This is a genomic window from Streptomyces sp. NBC_01476 (assembly GCF_036227265.1).
Classification (GTDB): Bacteria; Actinomycetota; Actinomycetes; order Streptomycetales; family Streptomycetaceae; genus Actinacidiphila.
The window spans coordinates 5,841,901-5,865,705 of record NZ_CP109446.1 but is presented as its reverse complement, the minus strand read 5'-3'; the positions used below and the strand labels follow the sequence as shown (position 1 = coordinate 5,865,705).

Here is a 23,805-nt window from a genome sequence, read left to right as displayed (position 1 = left end):
GGCGGCGCGTCCGGCGCCGGGGGTGGGTGGTGGGGGCGGCGGTGGGCTGCCCCCACCGGTCATGACACCTTTTTGCCGCGCACGCCCTGCTTGACGACGCCGGCCACCATGGCCCGGCCGAGGTCGCGCATCTCCGGCGGGGCCTGCGTGTTGCACCACCAGAGAAACTTGATCATGGTGGGGGTGGTCGCCCGGAAGAAGCGGATGTCCTCGGAGTCCTTCCAGCCGAAGGGCGTGTTCACGGACTCGCAGTTCCGGATCGCCTCGAAGACGAGGTCGGCGGCCTTGTCGCCGTCGATCTCGCCGGCCTCGAAGCGCTCGCAGGTCTCGTGGGTGACGTCGAGGAGGTGCTTGAAGGCGTGGCTGTCGGGCCACCACAGGCCCGGGTAGGGGGAGTTCTCCATCTTCCGGAAGACCTCGTCGTCCCTGCCGCTGATCACGTAGTCCTGGCGGGCCTGGATCAGGCGCATGGTGGCGGGGGTGGTGAAGCACGCCCAGACCCGGAACACCGCGTTCCAGAGGCGGAAGTGGGAGAACGCTATGTACGAGCTGTTGACGATCTTGTCGTTGTAGTCGAGCAGCCCCTGTTCGAGCCGCTCGACGTACGCGAACCGCTCCACCGAGAAGTCGTCGTCGCGCAGCGCCTCCAGCACGCGCCAGCACAGGGCGTCGACCACCTCGAAGGTGTTGGACAGCCCGCGGGAGTACAGCGGGTCGACGAAGCCGGCGGCGTGCGACATCAGGCACCAGCGCTCGCCGACCGTCTGCTTCGAGGAGTACTGGATACGGTCCGTGGAGACCCACTCGCGCACCCGGTTGGCACCCTCGAACTGCCGCTTCACGGCGGGGTACTTGTCGAGGTAGTGCTGGAACTCCTGCTCGGGGGTCAGGTCCTTGGGCCGGGGGTAGACCCGCTCGTCGAAGGTCAGGCCCACGCTGCACAGCGGGTTCCGGGAGTCCTGGTAGTTGTCGAACGGGATGATCCAGAACCAGCCGCGCTCGATGATGTGGTGCAACGTCCCGCCGTGGAAGGGGGATTCGGCGGGCGGGCGCAGCTCCGGCGGGTAGTTGCAGACGTCGTCGTACGGCTTGATGCCGACGTAGTGCGTGAACAGCGAGCGGGCGTGGTGCTTGAGCCGGCTGGGCTGCTCCCGCAGGTCGAACTTCTGGGCCAGCGGCGACCGGAAACCGGAGGCGTCGATCAGATAGCGGGCGCGGAAGCGCTCGCCGTTCTGGCCGGTGACGGTCACCCCGTCGTCGTCGAAGTCGATGTCCGTGGCGCGCCAGTCCTGGCGCACCACGGCGCCGTACTTGGCGGCGACCGCCAGGTAGTACGCGTCGGTGTCCTGCCGGTGCATGTGCGATGCCTCGGTGAGCATCTTCGGGATGACGAACATCGTGGCCTCGCGCGGATCCGGCTCGCGGTCCTCGTGGTGCGAGACGAAGCCGAAGCTCTGCTTGCGGCCGTGGTGGGCGCCGATGTTGGCGGTGATCGCCTTCACGTCCAGCATGTGCTTGAGCTCGGGCACCTCGTAGCGGACCGCGAGGATGTGCAGCCACTCCACGAGCTGCGGGTTCTGCGACTCCCCGACGGAGAACCGGGGATGGTGACCGGCGTCGATGAGCGCCACCTTCGCGCCCTGCTTGGCCAGGATGGCCGCGGTGACGGAACCCGCCAGGCCGGACCCCAGGATCGCCACGTCGCACGTGGTCCAGTCCTCGGCCGGAGGGACCTGCTTGTCTGCGTCTGCTGTGGTGGTCAAGACCGCACTCCTCTTCTGCTAGTTCTCGTCGCGGGGGGCGCCGAACCAGTGGGTCAGTGCGTCGGCCAGGCCGTCGGGCGATCCGTCGGGGCCGGCCCAGGCCACATATCCGTCCGGGCGTACGAGCAGGCTCGCGGCCGGGGCGGCGGGGTCGTGGCGGGTCGCGGTGACGGTGTCCACCCGGTCGCCCCAGGCGGCGGCGGTCTTCCGCAGCTCCGCGTTGTCGTGCAGGTCGAGGACGAGCGGACGACCGGGGGAGAGCAGTTCGTACGTGGTGGTCTTGGTGTCGCTGACGATCAGCTCCTGTTCGGGGAGCCGGCGCCCGAGCAGGGGGTGCCCGGCGGCGGCCGTCCCGTAGACGATGTCGAGGCCGGTGACCGCGCCGACGAGGTACTTCTGCACCTCGCCGAGCTTCATCAGGTCACCGAAGACGTCACGCTGGGCCTGCATCTCGGGGCCGCCCAGATACAGGGAGCGCTGCACGAGGGTGTTGGCGACGATGCCGGCGCCGACCGGGTGGCGTTCGGCCTGGTAGCTGTCGAGCAGGCCCTCGGGGGCGTATCCCTTGACCTCGGCGGCGAGCTTCCAGCCGAGGTTGACGACGTCGCCGACGCCCGCGCTGATGCCCTGGGCGCCGATCGGGAGGTGGATGTGCGCCGCGTCGCCCGCCAGGAAGACCCGGCCCTTGCGGTAGGAACCGGCCTGCCGGCTGGCGTCGGTGAAGAAGCTGGTCCACAGCGGCGTGGCCGCGTGGATGTCCTCCCCGGTGACCCGTTCGAAGGCGTCCGCGACCTCCGTGAAGGACGGTGCCTCCTGGGTGCCGCGGACTCCGGCGCCCCGCTCGAAGACCACCACGCGAGTGGCTTCCGGGCCGAGCGGCAGCACCACGACCATGCCGGCCGGGCCGACCTGGCCGGTCGGGCGGATGGGCACCCGCACCCCGGTGAAGTCGGCCATCTTCATCTCCAGGGTGGCGTCGCTGCCCTCGAAGGAGATGCCGGACAGCTTGCGGACGGCGCTGCGGGCTCCGTCACAGCCCACGAGGAAGCGGGCCCGCAGCCGGGTGACCCCGCCGGGCGTGGTGACCTCGACGGTGACGCCTTCGTCATCGGCGTCGAGGCCGGTCACCTCGTGGCTGCGGCGCAGTTCGGCGCCGAGCCCGACGGCCCACTCGGTGAGGATCTCCTCGGTCCTGGACTGCGGGACACCGCGGACGCCGAAGTTGCCGCCCGGAATGATTCGGTAATCGAGCGGTATTCCGCCGAAATGACCTAGGGGAATGGTGTCGAGCCGGCCGAATTTCGCCAGCAGGCCACGCTGTGCGAACTCCTCGAGGGTGCGGGCGGAAAAGCCGAGCGCGCGGGACTGGCGCATGGGTTCGGCCAGACGGTCGAGCGTGATGACGGAGATTCCCGCCAGTCGGAGTTCACCTGCCAGCATGAGTCCCGAGGGGCCCGCTCCCGCGATTACCACATCGGTGTCAAAGGTGTCCATCGTCCCTCTTTCGGCTGGGGTTTTCTCCAGTATTCCGATGTGGTGCGCGGAGATGAACGGCCGCCGTTACAGAACTCTGACAAATTCGTCAGAGACCGCGCAGCCACTACAGAGGAATTCCGTCCCGGGCCGCCGGGGACCGGCCGGTGCCGGCCGGCCCCCGACAGCGATCTTCGGCGCCCGTCAGTACAGACCGAGCACGCGGTCGACCGCGATCTCGATGACCACGAGTCCGAGCGGTTCCGGTGGCCGTGACCAGTACCGCTTGGTGTACCGGCGCACCCCCTCCCGCACCCGGACCGGGTCGTCCGAGACCGCCGCGCCGCCTTCCAGCGTCAGCCAGCGGCCGCCGTCGACCTGGCAGAGCGAGACCCTGCCGCCCGGCCGGGCCAGTACGTTCTGGGCCTTCCGCCGGGTGCCCACCGTCATGACGCGGGCGAGCCTGGCCTCGGGATCCCAGGTGAACCGGACCGGCGCGGCGTGCGGGGAGCCGTCGGGCCTGATGGTGATGAACGTGCACAGATGGTTCTCGGCGAGGAACGCCTCCGCCGATGGCGACAAGGTCGCCGAGCGCCGCTGCATGGGCCGCCCCTCCCGGATCAGCTCGGATCAGCTCGGACCAGATCGGACCAGATCGGGTGTCAGCCGTGCAGCTGCGAGGGATCGGGGGCGTCCGAGCTCTTGGTGAAGGGCAGCAGCACGAGCGCGACCACGAACGCGGCGGCGACCAGGACCACCCCGGTGAGGAAGGCGTCGTGGAAGACGGTGGTGCGCGCCTGGTGGACCAGTTCGGGCACGCCGTGCGCCTTCGAGGTCAGCTTGTCGAGGTCACGGAAGGCGTAGGTGGCGGCGACGGCCAGGCCGAGCGCGCCGCCGACCTCCTGGCTGGTGTTGATCAGCCCGGCGGCCAGGCCCGACTCGTTCTCCTTGGTGCCGGTGAACGCCACCACCTGCAGCGGTACGAACGACAGGCCCAGTCCCAGGCCGGTGATGAGGAAGGCGGGCAGGATGTCGGTCGGGTACGAGGAGTGCACCGGGGTCCGGTGCAGCAGCAGCATGCCGCCGAGGGTGAACAGCAGCCCGACCAGCAGCACCGGCTTGGCGGCGATCTTGGTGACGAGCTGCGAGGCCACGCCGGCGCCGACGGCCACGATGACCGCCAGCGGTACGTAGGCAAGACCGGTCTTCAGCGGGGAGTAGTCCAGCACCTGCTGCATGAAGAGGCTGGCGAAGAAGAAGAGCGTGACGACATTGCCGAGCAGCAGCAGGGCCACCATGTTGGCGGCGCGCAGCGAAGCGCGGCGGAAGATGCCCAGCGGGATCAGCGGGGCCTTGGCCCGGCGTTCGATCAGGAGGAACGCCAGGATCAGCAGGCCCGCCAGCACGAACCCGACGGTGATGCGGCCGGTGGGCACATCGGAGTCGTCGACGGTCTGGCCGAGGGTGAAGATGAGCAGGACCAGGCCGGCGGTCAGCGCGATGGCTCCGGCGATGTCGAACGAGGAGTTCCGGTCGGCGGCCTTGCTCTCGCCCACGACCATCGGCGCCACGAAGGCACCGATCAGGCCGATGGGCACATTGATGAAGAAGATCCAGCGCCAGCCGGGGCCGTCGGTGAGCAGACCGCCCAGGGTCACGCCGGCCACGGCCGCCAGCCCGCTGAGCGCGCCCCACACACCCAGGGCCTTGTTGCGTTCCGCGCCCTCGGCGAAGTTGCTGGTGAGCAGGCTCAGCGCCGAGGTGGCGATGAACGCGGCGCCCAGGCCCTGCGCACCGCGCGCCACGATCAGCATGACGGCTTCCTGGGAGAGGCCGGCCACCAGCGAGGAGAGTGCGAAGAGCACCAGGCCGGTCTGGAGCATCCGGCGGCGGCCGTAGGTGTCGGCGAGTCGGCCGCACAGCAGCAGGAAACCGCCGAGCAGCATGCCGTAGGTCGTCACGACGTACGGCAACTGGGTCGCGGAGATATCCAGTTTCTGTTCGATCGTCGGCAGCGCGACGTTCACGATGGAGACATCGAGGAACGTCATGAAACCGGCGACGCTCAGAAAAGCGAGGATCAGGCCCGGACGGCGGGCCGGCCCTGCCGCGGCAGGGGAGGAGGTGGCCGTGCTCTGCACGGATTCCGGAATGGACATGACGGCTCCTGCCATCGAGTACGGAACCACGTGGCGCGGCTCCGCGAAGGGGACGAAAAGGGAACGCGGAATTCCGGCGCAAGCGGTGGATCGGTGTTCGGTGTACGCCTTGAGGAAGCTAGCATCCTGAGTAAATTAGGTACCTAGAGGAAAGTGACTCCCCCGGAGGAACCCATGCCCGACACGACCGAGCTCCCGACCGGCCGTTCCCGGCCGGCCGGTTCGACCGCCCCGACGGCGAAGCCCGCGGTGACCCCGCAGCAGGCGTGCCCGATCGGACCGGTGACGGACATCGTCTTCAGCCGGTGGACCACCCCGATTCTCTGGGCGCTGCACACCTTCGGACGGCAGCGCTTCGTCGAGCTCGAGCGCCGGATCGGCACCATCACACCGAAGGTGCTGACCCAGCGGCTGCGGCAGATGGAGCGGGACGGCCTGGTGGTGCGCACCTACTACCCGGAGGTGCCGCCGCGGGTGGAGTACGAGATCAGCGAGCTCGGGGGCAGCCTGGCGCCGCTGTTCGCGGTGCTCGCCAACTGGTCGCAGGCCAACTTGAGCCGGGTCGAGGAGGCCCGCAGGTCGTACGACGCCATCGGGACCTCGGCCCCCGGGCGCCGCTCCTGAGGGAGCGACAGCGCACGGCGGCCGTCCCCGCCGGGACGGCCGCCGCCGGCGCGGCTCGGACGGGCTCAGCCCAGGTCCTCGCCGGCCAGTTCCTGCTGGACCAGTTCCTCCAGGACGTGCATGGAACCGCGGAAGAAGACCAGCGGCTCCTCGTCCCGCCGGTGGGCGCCCACCTCCAGCACCTCGCCGACGACGATGCTGTGGTCCCCGCCGCCGTATTCGTCGACGAGCCGGCAGACGAGGAAGCCGAGCGCCTCCTGGAGGATGGGCAGCCCCTCGGCGGTGCGCTCGTGCGGGGCGTCCTCCAGCCGGGCGGTCTCCCGCCCGGCGAAGGCCCAGGCCAGCTCCTGTTGACGGTGCGTCAGGAAGTTGACGACGAATCCGCCGCTCCGGCGGAGCACCGGGGCCAGGCGGGAGTCACGGTGCAGGCAGAAGAGCACCAGCGGGGGTTCCAGGGAGACCGAGGTGAAGGAGTTCACCGTCGTCCCGGCCGAGTCGCCGGGCGCTCCGGTGGTGATGACGGTGACACCGGTGGCGAAGGCGCCGCAGGCTTCGCGCAGCGCCGTGCTGTCGACCGGCAGACGGGGGACGACACGCTTCTGGGTGAAGTGCTGAATGGCTGTCACGACAGACCTTCTGTGAGGAGGATCTACGGTCGGGTCACGGACCGGCGAGGTCCGCCGTGGCCTTCTCCGGGGTGACGGCGACGAGTTCTTCCCGCCGGGAGAGCAGCGGGGCCGCCATCGCGGTCGTGACGAGCGCCATGATCACCATCATGGTGAACATGCGTCCGTCCAGGACGCCGAGGGTCACGGCCGCGTTCAGGATGATCAGTTCGGTCAGGCCCCTGGTGTTCATCAGCAGTCCGAGGTCCTTGGACTCCCGCCAGCCCATCCCCGACAGCCGCACCGGGACGATCGCGCCGACCAGTTTTCCGGCGCAGGCGACCACCACGATCAGGCAGAGCGCGAGTACGTCCCGGCCGGTCAGCGAACCGATGTCGACCCCGAGGCCGGTGACCACGAAGAAGACCGGCAGCAGGACGAGGCTGACGTCGTCGAGGGGCTTGCGGAGGTTCTGTGCCAGCAACTGGGCCGGCTCGCGCGGGGTGACGAATCCGAAGAGGAAGGCGCCGAAGATCGCGTGGATGCCGATCCACGACGTCAGCCACGCGGAGGTGAAGGCACCGGCGCTCAGCACCACCAGCAGCGCGGGCCAGCGCCCGGCCCCGGCCCAGCGCCACACCAGCCGGGACAGCAGGGGCCGTACGACGAAGAGCATGGCGCCGGTGTACACCAGGCCCCATACGGCGATCCGGCCCAGCTTGGCGTAGTCGCCGCCGGCGCTGACCATGGCGGAGACGTACGCCAGCAGGCACCAGGCGAGCACGTCGTCAACGGCCGCGCTGGCCAGGGCCAGTGAGCCGACCCGGGTGCCCAGCAGCCGGTTGTCGGACAGGATGCGGGCCAGCACCGGAAACGCGGTGACCGACATCGCCGTGCCCAGGAAGACCGCGAAGGGGGCGAAGCCGATGTGATGGCCGGCCACCTCGGCGTGCTCCGGGTAGAGCCAGCCGGCGAGGGCGAAGCCGAGGCCGAAGGCCACCGCGATCGAGGAGAGCGAGGTGACCGCCGCGAGCCGGGCGTGCGGCCGGACGATCCGCTTCTCGAACTCCCAGCCCACGAGGAACATGAAGAGCACCAGGCCGACCTGGGAGACGGCGTTCAGCAGCGGCTGGACGTCCTTGGGGAAGACGGTCCCGGAGGGGTTCCCGGGCAGCGCCCCCAGCAGGCTGGGGCCGAGCGCGATGCCGGCGAGTATCTCGCCGATGACGGCCGGCTGCCGCAGCCGCTTCATCAGCCGGCCGAGCAGCACACCGACCACCAGCACGACGGCGATGTCGACCAGCATGACCGCGGTGAGCATGTCGGGTGCGGTGGCGGCGAGTCCGGTCACGGGGGGCATGGACGCGGGGGAGCTCATGAAGCGGTCTCCTGGGTACTCGGTGGGGAGCCCGTCATCCACACCACGTGGAAGGCGAGCGACGCCAGGCGCCACTGGTCGTCGGGGAGCCGGCGTGCCTCCCCGGTGACGAAGGTGCCGGTGACGAAGAGCGGGGTCTGCGGCGGTCCGTGGTGGACATGCGTGGAGATGAGGTTGGCCCGCAGCCTGACCAGGTCGTCGCCGAGCGGGTCGACCACCGCGGGACCGGCCAGGTGCTGGGTGCTCCGGAAGGCGGACAGGGAGTCACGGTGATAGGCGGCAAGGCCCTCGATACCGGAGTGCCGGCTCATCGGGAATGCGACAACCGCGTCCTCGGTGAACAGCGTCGATGCCCAGGCGTCGTCCAGTTTCTCGTCGTCGAGGCCGATGAGATACCGATGGAGCAGATGGGCCGGCCCGGTGGCCGGTCGGAAGGAATGCATTACCTGAGCATGGCGCCGCGCACGAAGGCCGCCCAAGGCCGTTTGTCACAGATCTGACGAAGCTGCGGAAGACTTGACGACGGCCCGGAAGAGTTGACGAACACGGCGTCAATTCTGAACCGGATGCACTTTTCCGTACGGCGGTCTTCTTGTGATCCTGAGGTCTGGCACCCCGGCAAAGCAATCCACCAGTAATACACCTGATCCTCGAATGGAAGAGAAGAGAGCATGCCGAAGATCGCAGCCGATGGTGAGTACTTGACGGTGCTCAACCTGTTCTCGACCGATGCCCCGGAAAAGCAGGAGAGCCTGCTCAGCGCCATGCGTGAGATCGTCGACTCCGCCGCCTACCCGGGCTGGATCTCCAGCACGGTGCACAGCGGTGTGGACCAGCCCGGCACCGCCAACTTCATCCAGTGGCGCAGCAGCGAGGACCTCGAAGCCCGTTACGCCGGTGAGGAGTTCAAGCACCGTACGCTTCCGCTCTTCGGTGAGATCACCACCGCGATCCGGCTGCTGCAGAACGAGGTCGTCCACACCCTGCGCAGCCCCGCGCTGGGTGGTGTCACCGAGATCTCCCCGACCCGGGACGACTACACGGTCATCGAGGTCCTGAAGGTGGCGGAGAAGGAGCAGGCCGACCTGGTCGACGCGCTCGGCCCGTCCCAGGAGTGGCTGGTGGAGGTGCCCGGCTTCCGCTCCCAGACCGTCCTGCGCGGTCTGCGCGCCCGCGGCGTCGACGGCGCGTTCGTGGTCACCTACGCGCAGTGGGACAGCAAGGAGGCGTACGACGCCTTCCGCGCGGTGCCGGAGGCCGACAGGTCCGCGGCCCGGCAGAAGAGCGAGTCGCGGGTGGCGACGCTGGCCACCGAGCGGGACAGCAACACCTACCGGGTGGTGCACACCCGCTCGGCCGAGGCGTGAGCGCGGCCGGTCCTGCCGTGAACCGGCGCGGTTGACGATGCACTGACGGTGGGCACGGCCGGCACCGGCGCCGGCCGGGTCCACCGTCTGTCCGTGGTGCCCCCGCCGCCTGCCCGGCCCACCGCGGCCGGGGCCGTGGGAGCCGGAGGAGAGTTCCCGGAGCGAACTGTGGAGATGCACGTCCTCGTAGTCGATTCCGATGAGGCCGCAGCCACGCTGCTGGCCGAACGCCTGGTCCGGCACGGCTACCGTGTCAGCCGGGCCACCACCGGCCGCGAGGCGCTGACCGCCTGTGGCGAGGCCGACATCGTCCTGCTCGACCTGGCACTGAGCGACCTCGACGGTCTGGAGGTGTGCGGCCGTATCCGCAACTGGAGCAGCACTCCGGTGATCACCTTCACCTCGGGCGAGACCGAACTCGACCGGGTGCTCAGCCTGCAGGCAGGCGCCGACGACTGCCTGATCAAGCCCTACAGCCACCGCGAGCTGGTGGCCAGGATGCATGCCGTGATGCGGCGGATGACCCGGCCGGCCGACAGTTCCGTGCTCACCCGCGGCTCGCTGCGCATCGACCCGCAGGGCCGGCAGGTGCGGGTGGGCGACCGGACCGTTCCGGTGACCCGCAAGGAGTTCGACCTGCTCTACCTGCTCGCCTCGGTGCCGCAGACCGTGGTGTCGCGGCGCGATCTGATGACCAAGATCTGGGCGGACGAGTGGGCGGCCTCCAGCCGTACCGTCGACACCCATGTCAGTTCGCTGCGCAACAAGCTGGGCAGCCGGGACTGGATCGTGACGATCCGCGGGATCGGTTACCGCCTCGGGGACGCGCTGGAGCGGTGACGGCCGGGCAGTGACCAGGAAACGCCCGGGGCGGGCGGCCCTACCGGGGCCGCCCGCCCCGGGCGTTCGCGCGCCCGTCAGCAGGTGTCCCGCGGAATTAACCCAGGGTTCCCGGGGGTTTGACAAATGCCCTATATCTTGATTGTCGGATTTCGCCGCCGGCCGCCGCCCACCGGCAGGCGACGCGGCACGCATCCGAATATTGCCGCCCGATTAACAAAATGCAACAATCCTCCCTCCGGCGCCATTAAACCAAATGGAATGTAAAGATGGCGTTGGAAGTGTCTTACGGCCTCGGGCAAAGTTACAAGATCAATCGGGAATCGTGGCCAGTTACAATCCGAGAACCGGACTCCCGCGGCCGGATCCGATCACTTTCGCGGCCGGCCCGCGGCGCTCAGGCCGGCCACCAAGTCCCGGCCCCGCAGCCACCGGAACCACCATGTGCCCGCACGTCAGAGGCCGTTGAGCAGACGATTCGAACCCCGGCAACCGAGCTCGGCCCGGCCCCCGCCAGGACCGGCGCCGCCGCTTATCCGTCCGGAAAACCGGCACGTTCGTCCCCCCAAATAGGCCATTGCAAGACGCTTGGAAAAACGTTGACAGAGCAAGCCGAAGGTTTGTATGGTCGCGACGTTGACTTCGCACGGGTCTACCAACTGGGGGAAATTGATGACGCCGGGCATGACGGGAATCTCTTCGTTTTCCGGGCCACCTCCGTTTCCACAGACGTCCGCGCCCACCTGGCGGGTCCTGATCGTCGGGCAGGACACGAGCGAACGGGAGACGCTCGCCGAATGCCTTCGCCGGCGCGGGCACGAAGTCGAAGGTGTGAGCACCGGGGCCGCCGCACTCCAGGCATGCGAAACCGCCGACATCATCCTGCTCGATCTTGAATTACCGGACATCGACGGACTGGAAGTCTGCCGTGACATCCGCGCGCTGTCGGATGTACCGATGATCGCCGTCACCGCGCTGGGCAGTGAACTGGACCGCGTCCTGGGACTCCAGGCGGGCGTGGACGACTATGTCGTCAAGCCGTACGGCTCCCGCGAACTGGTGGCGCGCATGGACGCGGTCATGCGCCGCATACGGATCAGATCGCAGCCGGCCAGAATCGTCTCGCACGGGCCGCTCCAGATAGACGCAGGCGCCCGTGAGGTCCGGCTGCACGGCGAGGAGGTGGAGGTGACGCGCAAGGAGTTCGACCTGCTCTACCTGCTCGCCTCGCACCCCAGCGCGGTCATTCCGCGCAAGCGGATCATGCAGCAGATCTGGGGCGATTCATGGTCCCGGCGTACCGTCGACACCCATGTCAGCAGCCTCCGGGGCAAACTCGGCGGGAGCGACTGGATCATCACGGTACGTGGTGTCGGATTCCGATTCGGCGGTGCCTGAACACGTATCGGCGACGCCCAGGAAAATCCTGCACCGCTTCTTCCGCTCAGCCGGCGGGTTCCGTACCACGGGACCCGCCTTTTTTCTTTCCATGCCCCTTCCAGGCTGTTTCCGGAACGCGGTTTCCGGTTCTTCCGCCGACACTCCCGCCGGCCTCCGTGACCTGAGCGTCTGACATTCATCTGACACAGACATGGCCTGCAGCCGACAAATCGGCAATCCTCCTGCACATCCCGACCGAAGACTGAATCGGAATACCTTGAACGGCGCTGCCTCCCCGGACAACGATGGATTCACGTTCCGTCGCGCATTTCGCCGCGGACTTGTCCTGTGTTTCCGGTCGGCCGATCCCCGGTGCCCCCGGGACGCGGCTGAGAGTGGGGAGTCATCGTGCGTAAGGTGCTCATCGCCAACCGCGGTGAAATCGCAGTCCGTGTTGCCCGTGCCTGCCGGGACGCGGGGATCGCCAGCGTGGCCGTCTACGCCGATCCCGACCGGGACGCGGTGCATGTCCGTGTCGCGGACGAGGCGTACGCGCTGGGCGGTGACACCCCTGCCACCAGCTACCTCGATGCCGGCAAGGTCCTGACCGCCGCCGCGGAGTCCGGCGCGGACGCGGTCCACCCCGGATACGGCTTCCTCTCCGAGAACGCCGAGTTCGCCCAGGCGGTCCTGGACGCGGGCCTGACCTGGATCGGCCCCCCACCGCAGGCCATCCGCGACCTCGGCGACAAGGTGGCGGCCCGTCACATCGCCCAGCGCGCCGGCGCACCCCTGGTCGCCGGCACCCCCGACCCCGTCACCGGCGCCGACGAAGTCGTCGCCTTCGCCAGGGAACACGGCCTCCCCATCGCCATCAAAGCCGCCTTCGGCGGCGGCGGACGCGGACTCAAAGTCGCCAGGACCCTGGAAGAGGTCCCCGAACTCTACGACTCCGCGGTCCGGGAGGCGGTGGCCGCGTTCGGCCGCGGCGAATGCTTCGTCGAGCGCTACCTCGACCGCCCCCGCCACGTCGAGACCCAGTGCCTGGCCGACACCCACGGCAACGTCGTCGTGGTCTCCACCCGCGACTGCTCCCTGCAGCGCCGCCACCAGAAACTCGTCGAAGAAGCCCCCGCACCCTGGCTCTCCGACGACCAGAACGCCCAGCTGTACGCGGCGTCGAAGGCGATCCTCCGCGAGGCCGGCTACGTCGGCGCGGGCACGTGTGAGTTCCTCGTCGGGCAGGACGGGACGATCTCGTTCCTGGAGGTCAACACCCGCCTCCAGGTCGAACACCCCGTCACCGAAGAAGTCTCGGGTATCGACCTGGTGCGGGAGATGTTCCGCATCGCCGACGGCGAAGCCCTCGGCTACGACGACCCGCCACTGCGCGGCCACTCCCTGGAGTTCCGGATCAACGGTGAGGACCCCGGACGGAACTTCCTGCCCGCACCCGGCACCGTCACCCTCTTCCAGCCCCCCACCGGGCCGGGGGTGCGCCTGGACGCCGGGGTGGAATCCGGGTCGGTGATCGGGCCGGCCTGGGACTCCCTGCTGGCCAAACTCATCATCACCGGTGCGACCCGCGAGCAGGCCTTGCAGCGCGCCGCACGGGCCCTGGGTGAGTTCACCGTCGAGGGGATGGCCACCGCGATCCCCTTCCACCGCGCCGTGGTCACCGACCCGGCCTTCAACCCCCAGGACGGGGGGCCGTTCACCATCCACACCCGGTGGATCGAGACGGAGTTCGCCAACACCGTTCCCGCCTTCGCCGGACCGGCCCAGGACCAGAGCGACAACCCCGGCCGCGACACCGTCGTCGTGGAAATCGGCGGGAAACGTCTCGAAGTCTCTCTGCCGGCCTCGCTGGGGATGACCTTGGCGCGGACCGCGGCGGCCGGCGGCGCCAAGCCGAAACGGCGGGCGACCGCGAAGGCCGCCAGAGCCGTCTCCGGCGACGCCCTCGCCTCTCCCATGCAGGGCACCATCGTCAAGGTCGCCGTCCAGGACAACCAGCAGGTCACCGAAGGTGACCTCATCGTCGTCCTCGAAGCGATGAAGATGGAACAGCCGCTCAACGCCCACCGCTCCGGCACGGTCATCGGCCTCACCGCGGACGTCGGCACCTCCGTCACCTCCGGCGCCGTCATCTGCGAGATCAAGGGCTGACCGACGCTGCTCGGCCCCCCGCTCCTCCCCGCGCGCCGGGCAGGTCCCGGCATGCGCGCGCCCGCACGGTCCGGCCGGAATCCGGTCATCCCCCCTTAAGGAGTCTCACCATGCACAGCACGCTGATCGTGGCCAGGATGGACCCCGGATCGGCCGCGGAAGTCGCAGGGCTTTTCGGGGAGTTCGACGACTCCGAGATGCCCCACCTGATGGGGACGCGCCGCCGCCAGCTCTTCCACTACCGCGGCCTCTACTTCCACCTGCAGGACTTCGAGGCGGACAACGGCGGCCGGCTCATCGAGCAGGCCAAGGGCGACGAGCGCTTCATCCGGATCAGCGACGACCTCAAGCCGTTCATCGAGGCTTACGACCCGGCGACCTGGCGGTCCCCCGCGGATGCCATGGCGACCCGCTTCTACACCTGGGAGGCCGGCGCATGACCGGCCGCCGAGTGGTGATCACCGGGATCGAGGTGCTGGCACCCGGCGGCGTCGGACGCGGCGCTTTCTGGGACCTGATCAGCAACGGGCGCACCGCGACCCGGGGCATCACCTTCTTCGACCCGGCCCAGTTCCGGTCCCGGGTCGCCGCCGAGATCGACTTCGACCCGGAGGAACACGGCCTGTCCCCGCAGGAGATCCGGCGGATGGACCGGGCCGCGCAGTTCGCGGTGGTCGCCGCACGGGGTGCGGTGGCGGACGCCGGCATCGACCTGGGCACGCTCGACCCGTACCGCGTGGGTGTCACGATCGGCAGCGCGGTGGGCGCCACGATGGGCCTGGACGAGGAGTACCGGGTGGTCAGCGACGGCGGCCGGCTGCACCTGGTGAACCACGAGTACGCCGTCCCGCACCTCTACAACTACCTGGTGCCCAGTTCGTTCGCCGCCGAAGTGGCGTGGGCGGTCGGCGCCGAGGGCCCGAGCACCGTGGTCTCCACCGGCTGCACCTCGGGGATCGACTCGATCGGGTACGCGGTCGACCTGATCCGCGAGGGCTCCGCCGATGTGATGGTCGCCGGCTCCTCCGACGCGCCGATCTCCCCCATCACCCTGGCCTGCTTCGACGCCATCAAGGCGACCACGCCGCGCCACGAGGAGCCCGAGCACGCCTCCCGGCCGTTCGACGGCACCCGCAACGGATTCGTGCTCGGCGAGGGCGCCGCCGTCTTCGTCCTGGAGGAGCTGACGGCCGCCAGGGCCCGCGGTGCGCATGTGTACGCCGAGGTGGCCGGCTATGCCACCCGCAGCAACGCGTACCACATGACCGGGCTGCGCCCCGACGGGAACGAGATGGCCGAGGCGATCCGGGTGGCGCTGGGTGAGGCGCGGCTGAACGTCGAGGCCGTCGACTACATCAACGCGCACGGCTCCGGCACCAAGCAGAACGACCGGCACGAGACCTCGGCGTTCAAGAAGAGCCTGGGCGACCACGCGTACCGCACCCCGGTCAGCTCCATCAAGTCGATGGTGGGCCACTCCCTGGGCGCCATCGGGTCCATCGAGATCGCCGCCTCGGCGCTCGCCATGGAGAACAACGTGGTGCCGCCGACCGCGAATCTGCACACACCGGACCCGGAGTGCGACCTGGACTACGTGCCGCTCACCGCGCGCGAGCACCGGACCGACGCGGTGCTCTCGGTGGGCAGCGGATTCGGCGGATTCCAGAGCGCCGTGGTGCTGGCGCGTCCCGACAGGAGGGTGGCATGACGAGGTCGGTGGTGGTGACCGGACTCGGCGTGGTCGCGCCGAACGGGCTGGGGACGGAGGACTTCTGGGCCGCGACCCGCAGCGGTAAGAGCGGCATCAGCCGGATCACCCGCTTCGACCCGGCGGAGTACCCGGCCCGCCTCGCCGGTGAGATACCGGGGTTCGCGGCCGAGGAGTACCTGCCGAGCCGGCTGCTCCCGCAGACCGACCGGATGACCCGGCTGGCGCTGGTCGCCACCGAGTGGGCGCTGGCGGACGCCGAGGTCAGGCCCGGTGATCTGCCGGACTTCGACATGGGCGTGGTCACCGCCAGTTCGTCCGGCGGCTTCGAGTTCGGCCAGGGTGAACTGCAGGCGCTGTGGAGCAAGGGCAGCCAGTACGTCAGCGCCTATCAGTCCTTCGCCTGGTTCTACGCGGTCAACAGCGGCCAGATCTCGATCCGCAACGGGATGAAGGGCCCCAGCAGCGTGGTCGTCAGCGACCAGGCCGGCGGGCTGGACGCGATCGCGCAGGGCCGCCGGCAGATCCGCCGCGGCACCGACCTGATCGTCTCGGGCGGGGTGGACGCCTCCATCTGCCCCTGGGGCTGGGTGGCTCAGCTGGCCGGCGGCCGACTGAGCACCAGCGACGAACCGAACCACGCGTATCTGCCCTTCGACAGCGCTGCCCGCGGCCATGTCCCCGGGGAGGGCGGCGCCATCGTGATCCTGGAGGACGCCGCGGCCGCCCGTGCCCGCGGTGCCCGCGTCTACGGCGAGGTGGCCGGCTACGGGTCGACCTTCGACCCGCGGCCGGGCAGCGGGCGGGAGCCGGCGCTGCGCAAGGCCATCGAGATCGCGCTGGACGACGCGGGGGTGCGGCCCGCCGAGGTGGACGTGGTGTTCGCCGACGCCGCCGCCGTACCGGAGCGGGACAGCGTCGAGGCGAAGGCGATCTGTGATGTGTTCGGCCGCCGCGGCGTGCCCGTGACGGCGCCCAAGACCATGACCGGGCGGCTCTACTCCGGCGCCGCCCCGCTCGACGTCGCCGCCGCCCTGCTCAGCATGGCCGGCGGTGTCATCCCGCCCACCGTCAATGTGCGGCCCGCCGACGCGTACGGCCTTGACCTGGTCACCGACCGGCGCCCGGCCGAGGTGCGTACCGCTCTGGTACTGGCCTGCGGCGAGGGCGGCTTCAACTCGGCGGTCCTGCTCACAACGGCCTGACCGCGACAGACGGCGATCCCCGCAGAAACCACCCGGAGCAGGAACCACCCGGAGCAGAAACCACCAGGAAAGGAAAGACCGTGACAACGAAAGAGTTCACCATCGACGACCTGAGGCGCATCCTCCTGGGCGCCGCCGGCGCCGACGAGGCAGTGGACCTGGCCGGCGACATCCTCGACCAGACCTTCGACCAGCTCGGCTACGAGTCGCTGGCGCTGCTGGAGACCACCAGCTGGATCGAGCGCGAGTACGGGATCGCGCTGGACGACGACCTGTTCAACGACAACGCGACGCCGCGCACCTTGATCGAGGCCGTCAACGCCTCCCTGTCGGTGACGGCGGAGAACGCGGCCTGACCCGCCCGGCGACGGCCGGCGCAGCGCTCCGGTTGTCCGCCCCCCTGCCGGCTGCGGCGGTCCGGTGTGCTGCCCAGTCACCCGGACCGCCGCGGCTGCCCCGTACCACGCGAAGTCACGAGACACAGGAGACGACATGTCCCAGCAGGACCAGCGGGTCGCCCTGATCAGCGGCGCCACCAGCGGCATCGGCCTGGCCTCGGCCCGGCAGCTCGCCGGGCAGGGGTTCCGGGTGTTCATCGGCGCCCGCAGCCCCGAAGGCGTCACCGCCACCGTCAAGGAGCTGCAGGCCGAGGGGTTCGACGTGGACGGCACCACCGTCGACGTACGGTCCGGGCCGTCCGTGCGGGCCTTCGTCCAGGCGGGGGTGGACCGCTTCGGCCGGGTGGACGTCCTGGTCAACAACGCCGGGCGCAGCGGCGGCGGGGTGACCGCCGATATCGCCGACGAGCTGTGGGAGGACGTCATCGAAACCAACCTCAACAGCGTCTTCCGGATGACCCGGGAGGTGCTCAACACCGGCGGCCTGCGGAACAGGAGCTGGGGCCGCATCATCAACATCGCCTCCACCGCGGGCAAGCAGGGCGTCGTCCTCGGCGCCCCGTACTCGGCCTCCAAGCACGGTGTCGTCGGCTTCACCAAGGCGCTCGGCAACGAGCTGGCGCCCACCGGTATCACGGTGAACGCGGTCTGCCCCGGCTATGTCGAGACGCCGATGGCCCAGCGGGTCCGCCAGGGGTACGCGGCGGCCTACGACACCGACGAGGACGCGATCCTGCAGAAGTTCCAGGCGAAGATCCCGCTCGGCCGCTACTCCACGCCCGAGGAGGTGGCCGGCATGGTCGGCTATCTGGCCACCGACGCGGCCGGCTCCGTCACCTCGCAGGCCATCAACGTCTGCGGCGGCCTCGGCAACTTCTGACGCCCTCACCCGCGCCTGCGCCGTATCCCTTCCGCGCCCCGCGCCCCGCGCCCAGCCCCCAGCCCCCAGCCCGCCAGCCCACAGCAAGGAGTTGGACATGCCGACACCATCCACGCCCGCCACGCAGCACCAGGTGGAGCACGAGATCACGGTCTCGGCCCCGGCCGACGCCGTCTACCGGATGATCGCCGAGGTACGGAACTGGCCGCGGATCTTCCCGCCGACCATCTACGTCGACTACGTGCGCAAGACCGAGTACGACGAGCAGATCCGGATCTGGGCCACCGCCAACGGGGAGGCCAAGAGCTGGACTTCGCGCCGCATGCTGCAGCCGGAGCAGCGCCGTGTCAACTTCCAGCAACTGGTGTCGTCCCCGCCGGTCGCCTCGATGGGCGGCGCCTGGATCATCGAGGAGGTGGCACCGGGCGAGTCCCGGGTGCGGCTGCTGCACGAGTACCGGTCGGTCGACGACGACCCCGAGGGCCTCAGCTGGATCGACCAGGCCGTGGACCGCAACTCGCGCTCGGAACTGGCCGCGCTGAAGGAGAACATCGAGGCCGCGCACCTCGCGTCGGAGCTCACCTTCTCCTTCGAGGACACCGTGCGGATCGACGGCCGCGCCGAGGACGTCTTCGACTTCATCAACGAAGCGGGGCTGTGGTCCGAGCGGCTGCCGCACGTGGCGAAGGTGCGCTTCGAGGAGGACGAGAAGGGGCTGCAGACCCTGGAGATGGACACCGTCGCCAAGGACGGCTCGACCCACACGACCAAGTCCTACCGGGTGACGTTCCCGTACCACGGCATCGCCTACAAGCAGATCACCCTGCCGGCCCTGCTGACCCTGCACACCGGCTACTGGACGTTCGCCGAGTCCGACGGCGGAGTGGCGGCCACCTCCCAGCACACCGTCGTGCTCAACAGCGAGAACATCTCTCGTGTCCTCGGCCCGGACGCGACCGTGGCGGACGCCAGGGAGTACGTGCGCACCGCGCTGTCCACCAACAGCCGCGCCACCCTCGGCCACGCCAAGGCGTACGCCGAGGCGCTCGCCCGGAAGACGGGCTGAGCATGGCAGCCGGGGAGGCCGGCCGGGCCGGGCCGGTGGAGGAGACCCAGGTCGTGGTGGTCGGCGCGGGACCGGTCGGCCTGCTGCTCGCCGGTGAACTGCGCCTGCACGGCGCGTCGGTGGTGGTCCTGGAGCGGCGGGAGTCGCCGACCACCGCGTCGCGGGCCACGACGCTGCACGCCCGCACCATGGAGATCTTCGACAGCCGGGGCCTGCTCGCCGACCTCGGGACGCCGGCCAACGATCCCAGGGGTCACTTCGGCGGCGTCCCGATGGACCTCACGCTGCCCACCCGCTACCCGGGCCAGTGGAAGGTGCCCCAGCTCAGGACCGAGGAGCTGCTGCAGAAGTGGGCCGTGTCGCTGGGCGCGGACGTGCGCCGCGGCTGGGAGGTCCGCGCGGTCGCCGACCGGGGCGGGCAGGTGGATGTCACCGCGGAAGCCCCTGGCGGTCCGCGGCGGCTGCGGGCGGCGTACGTGGTCGGCTGCGACGGCGAGCAGAGCACGGTACGCGGGCTGATCGGGGCGGCCTTCCCCGGCCTGCCCGCGCGCCGTGAGCTGCTGCGCGCCGACGTGGCCGGCATCCAGGTGCCGGACCGCCGCTTCCAGCGGCTGCCGAACGGGCTGGCCATCGCGTCCAGGGGACCAAGCGGGGTCACCCGGGTGATGGTCCACGAGTTCGGCCGGCCGGCAGGAGCGCGCACCGGCGCACCGGAGTTCGCCGAGGTCGTCGAGGTGTGGCGGCGGGTGACCGGCGAGGACATCGGCGGTGGCGAGCCGCTGTGGCTCAACGCCTTCGACGACGCGAACCGGCAGCTCGAACGCTACGTGCACGGCCGGGTGCTCTTCGCCGGTGACGCCGCGCACGTGCAGATGCCCAGCGGCGGCCAGGCCCTCAACCTCGGCCTGCACGACGCCTTCAACCTGGGCTGGAAGCTGGCCTCCGCGGTCCGTGGCCCGCGGTCGGCGCCCGAGCTGCTGGAGACCTATCACGAGGAGCGGCACGCCGTGGGTGCCCGGGTGCTGGCCAACATCCGCGCCCAGGGTCTGCTGTTGCTCGGCGGCCCGGAGGTCGAGCCGGTCCGCGCCCTGCTCGGCGAGCTGATCGCGGCCGGACCCGCGCGCGGCCATCTGGCCGGCATGGTCACCGGCCTCGATGTCCGTTACCCGGCCGGCCCGGGGGACCATCCACTGCTCGGGGCCCGGCTGCCGCATCTGGAGCTGGCGACCGCCGGCGGCACCGTCACCACCACCGAACTGCTGCGCCATGGCGGGGGCCTGCTGCTGGACCTCTCCGCGCCGCCGGACACCCAGCTGCGGTGGCTGGGAGCCCTGTGGGCGGACCGGGTCACGACCGTCCCGGTCCGCCCGGAACCGGCCGGACCGCTGGGCACCGGCGGCGCCCTTCTCGTACGCCCGGACGGCCATGTCGCCTGGGCCGGCACCGACCGCGACGGCGCGACCGCCGCCCTGCGGCGCTGGTTCGGGCCCCCGGAGCCGGGGCTGTGACGACGCCGGCACCGGACCGGCGCGGAAACCACTGGCAGAACAACCGAGGAAGGAGAAAACCCGTGAACGCAATGGACATACCGGAGGGGGCCGACGCGATCGGCACCGGCACGACCGACGCCGACGTGATCATCGTCGGCGCCGGTCCTACCGGCCTCATGCTCGCCGGCGAACTCCGGCTGGGCGGCGCCCGGGTCACCGTGCTGGAGCGCCTGGCCGAGCCGACCGGGCAGTCCCGCGGTCTGGGCTTCACCGCCCGCACCATGGAGATCTTCGACCAGCGCGGCCTGCTCCCGGAGTTCGGGAACCCGGAGAAGAGCCCGCTGGGCCACTTCGGCGGGGTGCGCTTCGACTACACGGTCCTGCCCGACGCCCACTTCGGCGCCCGCGGCGTCCCGCAGTCGCAGACCGAGGCCACCTTGGAGCGGTGGGCGACCGGCCTCGGCGCGCGGCTGCACCGCGGCTGGGAGCTGGTGGACCTCGTCAACGGCGCGTCCGGCGTGGCGGTCACCGCGCTCACCCCGGAAGGCGCGCGACGGCTGACCGCCTCGTACCTGGTGGGCTGTGACGGCGGTCAGAGCGTCGTGCGGAAGGCGGCGGGCTTCGACTTCCCCGGCACCGCGGCGACCCGCGGGATGTATCTCGCCGACGTGGTGGGTGGTGGAATACGGCCGCGGCCGCTCGGCGAGCGGGTACCGGCCGGGATGGTGATGGCCGCCCCGCTGCGCGAAGGCGTGGACCGGATCATCGTCTGCCCGCAGGGCGCGCCCGCGGTGGAGCGGACGCGGACGGTGTCGTTCGCGGAGGTCGCCGCGGCGTGGGAGGGCATCACCGGGGAGTCCATCGCGGACCGGTCGGCCGAGTGGGTCAGCTCCTTCTCGGACGCTGCCCGGCAGGCCACCGAGTACCGCCGCGGCCGGGTGCTGCTGGCCGGTGACGCGGCGCACATCCATCTGCCGGCCGGCGGGCAGGGTCTGAGCACCGGTGTGCAGGACGCGGTCAACCTCGGCTGGAAGCTGGCCGCGGTGGTCCAGGGCTGGGCCCCGGAGGAGTTGCTGGAGACCTATCACAGCGAGCGGCACCCGGTGGGGGCCAGGCTGCTGATGAACACCCGGGCCCAGAACCTGGTCTTCCTCGGCGGCCCCGAGTCCGACCCGCTGCGCGAGCTGTTCGCCGGACTGATCGGGGTCGAGGACGTCAGGCGGTATCTGGCCGGTGTCGTCAGCGGCCTGGACATCCGGTACGACGTCGGCGGTGACGGCGGCCCGCTGCTCGGCCGCCGGATACCGCCCAGGACGCTGGTCTCGCCCACCGGGGAGACCAGCACCAGCCGGCTGCTCCACTCCGCCCAGGGGGTGCTGCTCGACCTGACCGGCGACCCGGAGGTGCAGGCGGTCGCGGCCGGCTGGAAGGACCGTGTGGTGCTGAGCACCGCGACGCCGCGGGACCAGGAAGCCTTCGGCGGCGCTCGCGCCCTGCTGGTGCGCCCCGACGGTCATGTCGTGTGGGCACCCGGGTCGGCGGCGGGCGCCGGGGGTCTGACGGCGGCGCTGAGCCGGTGGTTCGGCTCCCCGGTGGCGGGGTGGGAGCCCCGCCCGGGCGCCGGGGCGGTGGCGGTATGACGGTCACCGGAACGGCCGGAGCCGGCCCCGCCCGGAGCCCGTTGGCGGAACTGAGCGCGATCAAGGAGCAGGCCCGGCAGGGGCCCGGCCCCGACGCCACCGAGCGCCAGCACCACAAGGGCAAGCTCACCGCCCACGAGCGGATCGAACTGCTGCTGGACAAGGGCAGTTTCACCGAGGTCGAGCCACTGCGGCGGCACCGCGCGACCGGCTTCGGGCTGGAGCAGAGGAAGCCCTACTCGGACGGTGTCGTCACCGGCTGGGGCACCGTCGAGGGCCGGACGGTCTTCGTCTACGCGCATGACTTCCGCATCTTCGGCGGCGCGCTGGGCGAGGCCCACGCCGAGAAGATCCACAAGATCATGGACATGGCCATCTCGGCGGGCGCGCCGCTGGTCTCCCTCAACGACGGGGCCGGCGCCCGCATCCAGGAAGGCGTCTCGGCGCTGGCCGGTTACGGCGGCATCTTCCGGCGCAACACCCTTGCCTCGGGGGTCATCCCGCAGATCTCGGTGATGCTCGGCCCGTGCGCGGGCGGTGCGGCCTACTCGCCCGCGCTGACCGACTTCGTCTTCGCCGTACGGGACATCTCACAGATGTTCATCACCGGCCCCGACGTGGTCAAGGCGGTCACCGGCGAGGAGATCAGCCAGAACGGCCTGGGCGGCGCGGATGTGCACGCCGGGGTCTCCGGGGTGGTCCACTTCGCCTACGACGAGGAGGAGACCTGCCTGGCCGAGGTGCGTTTCCTGCTGTCGATGCTCCCGCAGAACAACCGCGAACTGCCGCCGCACAGTGCGAGCGACGACCCGGCCGACCGCCCGGGTGACGCGCTGCTCGATCTGGTGCCGGCCGACGCCAACCGCTCGTACGACGTCCGCCGGGTGATCGAGGAGATCGTCGACGACGGCGAGTCGATGGAGGTGCACGCGGCCTGGGCGCCCAACCTCGTCTGCGCGCTGGCCCGGCTCGACGGACATGTGGTCGGCATCGTCGCCAACCAGCCTGCCGCCATGGCCGGGGTGCTGGACATCAAGGCGAGCGAGAAGGGCGCCCGGTTCGTCCAGTTCTGCGACTCGTTCAACATCCCGCTGATCACCCTCGTGGACGTGCCGGGCTTCCTGCCCGGGGTGGACCAGGAGCACGAGGGCATCATCCGGCGCGGCGCGAAGCTGCTCTACGCGTACTGCAACGCGACCGTCCCGCGGGTGTCCGTGGTGCTGCGCAAGGCGTACGGCGGCGCGTACATCGTGATGGACTCCCGCTCGATCGGGGCGGACGTGGCGCTGGCCTGGCCGACGAACGAGATCGCGGTGATGGGTGCGGAGGGCGCCGCCAATGTGGTCTTCCGCCGGGAGATCGCCGCGGCCGAGGACCCCGAGGAGATGCGCCGGCAGAAGATCGACGAGTACCGCAGGGAGCTCGTCCATCCCTACTTCGCCGCCGAGCGCGGCCTGGTGGACGACGTGATCGACCCGCGCGAGACCCGCCGGGTGCTGTGCAGGACCGTCGGCATGCTCTTCACCAAGTCCACCGCGCTGCCCAGCCGCAAGCACGGCAACCCCCCGCAGTGACGCGGGAGCCGGGCCTGCGGCGGCGAGGGCCGCGGCCCGACCGGACCGGAAATCGGAACGGAAATCGGAACGGAATACACCACGAC

21 protein-coding genes are annotated in these 23,805 nt (G+C 70.3%); 14 read left to right on the top strand and 7 right to left on the bottom strand.

The window, feature by feature from the left end; genetic code table 11:
- Positions 1-59: 59 nt before the first annotated feature.
- The 4 genes from OG552_RS25780 to OG552_RS25765 form a co-directional block, all read right to left on the bottom strand.
- Positions 60-1,763: an NAD(P)/FAD-dependent oxidoreductase gene (locus tag OG552_RS25780; RefSeq protein WP_329136823.1), complete on the bottom strand. Its 1,704-nt coding sequence runs from the start codon at positions 1,761-1,763 to the stop codon at positions 60-62.
- 18 nt (positions 1,764-1,781) lie between these two features.
- On the bottom strand, positions 1,782-3,257 hold the full coding sequence (locus OG552_RS25775; protein WP_329136821.1) for an FAD-dependent monooxygenase: 1,476 nt from the start codon (positions 3,255-3,257) through the stop codon (positions 1,782-1,784).
- 183 nt (positions 3,258-3,440) lie between these two features.
- Positions 3,441-3,839: a pyridoxamine 5'-phosphate oxidase family protein gene (locus tag OG552_RS25770; RefSeq protein ID WP_329136819.1), complete on the bottom strand. Its 399-nt coding sequence runs from the start codon at positions 3,837-3,839 to the stop codon at positions 3,441-3,443.
- A gap of 59 nt (positions 3,840-3,898) precedes the next feature.
- A complete protein-coding gene (locus OG552_RS25765) occupies positions 3,899-5,395 on the bottom strand; it encodes an MFS transporter (protein WP_329136817.1) in 1,497 nt (498 codons plus the stop codon).
- Between the two features lie 174 nt (positions 5,396-5,569).
- Between OG552_RS25765 and OG552_RS25760 the strand changes: the two genes are divergently transcribed.
- The gene (locus tag OG552_RS25760) at positions 5,570-6,019 is read left to right on the top strand and encodes a winged helix-turn-helix transcriptional regulator (RefSeq protein ID WP_329136815.1); all 450 of its coding nucleotides are present in this window, start codon (positions 5,570-5,572) and stop codon (positions 6,017-6,019) included.
- 65 nt (positions 6,020-6,084) lie between these two features.
- Here the strand turns inward: OG552_RS25760 and OG552_RS25755 are convergent, their stop codons facing one another.
- From OG552_RS25755 to OG552_RS25745, 3 genes are read right to left on the bottom strand one after another with little or no spacing between them, the layout of a single operon-like run.
- Positions 6,085-6,645, bottom strand: a complete 561-nt coding sequence (locus tag OG552_RS25755; protein ID WP_329136813.1) for a flavin reductase family protein — start codon at positions 6,643-6,645, stop codon at positions 6,085-6,087.
- 34 nt (positions 6,646-6,679) lie between these two features.
- The gene (locus OG552_RS25750; RefSeq protein WP_329136811.1) at positions 6,680-8,002 is read right to left on the bottom strand and encodes a cation:proton antiporter domain-containing protein; all 1,323 of its coding nucleotides are present in this window, start codon (positions 8,000-8,002) and stop codon (positions 6,680-6,682) included.
- A complete protein-coding gene (locus OG552_RS25745; RefSeq protein ID WP_329136808.1) occupies positions 7,999-8,445 on the bottom strand; it encodes a nuclear transport factor 2 family protein in 447 nt (148 codons plus the stop codon). The genes OG552_RS25750 and OG552_RS25745 overlap by 4 nt, the downstream gene beginning before the upstream one ends.
- 228 nt (positions 8,446-8,673) lie before the next feature.
- Between OG552_RS25745 and OG552_RS25740 the strand changes: the two genes are divergently transcribed.
- The 13 genes from OG552_RS25740 (at position 8,674) to OG552_RS25680 (ending at position 23,719) form a co-directional block, all read left to right on the top strand.
- Positions 8,674-9,369, top strand: coding sequence for an antibiotic biosynthesis monooxygenase (locus tag OG552_RS25740; RefSeq protein WP_329136806.1), 696 nt, complete (start codon positions 8,674-8,676; stop codon positions 9,367-9,369).
- Positions 9,370-9,543: 174 nt separating this feature from the next.
- Complete coding sequence (locus OG552_RS25735; protein WP_329136804.1) at positions 9,544-10,209, top strand: response regulator transcription factor; 666 nt, start codon at positions 9,544-9,546, stop codon at positions 10,207-10,209.
- A 684-nt stretch (positions 10,210-10,893) separates the two neighbouring features.
- Positions 10,894-11,607, top strand: a complete 714-nt coding sequence (locus OG552_RS25730; RefSeq protein WP_329141128.1) for a response regulator transcription factor — start codon at positions 10,894-10,896, stop codon at positions 11,605-11,607.
- Between the two features lie 390 nt (positions 11,608-11,997).
- Positions 11,998-13,758, top strand: coding sequence for an acetyl/propionyl/methylcrotonyl-CoA carboxylase subunit alpha (locus tag OG552_RS25725; protein WP_329136802.1), 1,761 nt, complete (start codon positions 11,998-12,000; stop codon positions 13,756-13,758).
- Positions 13,759-13,868: 110 nt separating this feature from the next.
- Positions 13,869-14,198, top strand: a complete 330-nt coding sequence (locus OG552_RS25720) for a TcmI family type II polyketide cyclase (RefSeq protein ID WP_329136799.1) — start codon at positions 13,869-13,871, stop codon at positions 14,196-14,198.
- Positions 14,195-15,466: a beta-ketoacyl-[acyl-carrier-protein] synthase family protein gene (locus OG552_RS25715; protein WP_329136797.1), complete on the top strand. Its 1,272-nt coding sequence runs from the start codon at positions 14,195-14,197 to the stop codon at positions 15,464-15,466. The genes OG552_RS25720 and OG552_RS25715 overlap by 4 nt, the downstream gene beginning before the upstream one ends.
- On the top strand, positions 15,463-16,671 hold the full coding sequence (locus OG552_RS25710; RefSeq protein ID WP_329136795.1) for a ketosynthase chain-length factor: 1,209 nt from the start codon (positions 15,463-15,465) through the stop codon (positions 16,669-16,671). Before OG552_RS25715 ends, OG552_RS25710 begins: the two co-directional genes overlap by 4 nt.
- A gap of 80 nt (positions 16,672-16,751) precedes the next feature.
- Positions 16,752-17,027, top strand: coding sequence for an acyl carrier protein (locus tag OG552_RS25705; protein WP_329136793.1), 276 nt, complete (start codon positions 16,752-16,754; stop codon positions 17,025-17,027).
- A 136-nt stretch (positions 17,028-17,163) separates the two neighbouring features.
- Positions 17,164-17,949, top strand: a complete 786-nt coding sequence (locus tag OG552_RS25700; RefSeq protein WP_329136791.1) for an SDR family NAD(P)-dependent oxidoreductase — start codon at positions 17,164-17,166, stop codon at positions 17,947-17,949.
- Between the two features lie 97 nt (positions 17,950-18,046).
- Entirely contained in the window at positions 18,047-19,015 is a 969-nt protein-coding gene (locus tag OG552_RS25695; protein WP_329136790.1) for an aromatase/cyclase, read from the top strand.
- Between the two features lie 2 nt (positions 19,016-19,017).
- Entirely contained in the window at positions 19,018-20,523 is a 1,506-nt protein-coding gene (locus OG552_RS25690; RefSeq protein ID WP_329136788.1) for an FAD-dependent monooxygenase, read from the top strand.
- Positions 20,520-22,145, top strand: coding sequence for an FAD-dependent monooxygenase (locus OG552_RS25685; RefSeq protein ID WP_329136786.1), 1,626 nt, complete (start codon positions 20,520-20,522; stop codon positions 22,143-22,145). Before OG552_RS25690 ends, OG552_RS25685 begins: the two co-directional genes overlap by 4 nt.
- Positions 22,142-23,719, top strand: coding sequence for an acyl-CoA carboxylase subunit beta (locus OG552_RS25680; RefSeq protein ID WP_329136784.1), 1,578 nt, complete (start codon positions 22,142-22,144; stop codon positions 23,717-23,719). Before OG552_RS25685 ends, OG552_RS25680 begins: the two co-directional genes overlap by 4 nt.
- Positions 23,720-23,805: the final 86 nt, after the last annotated feature.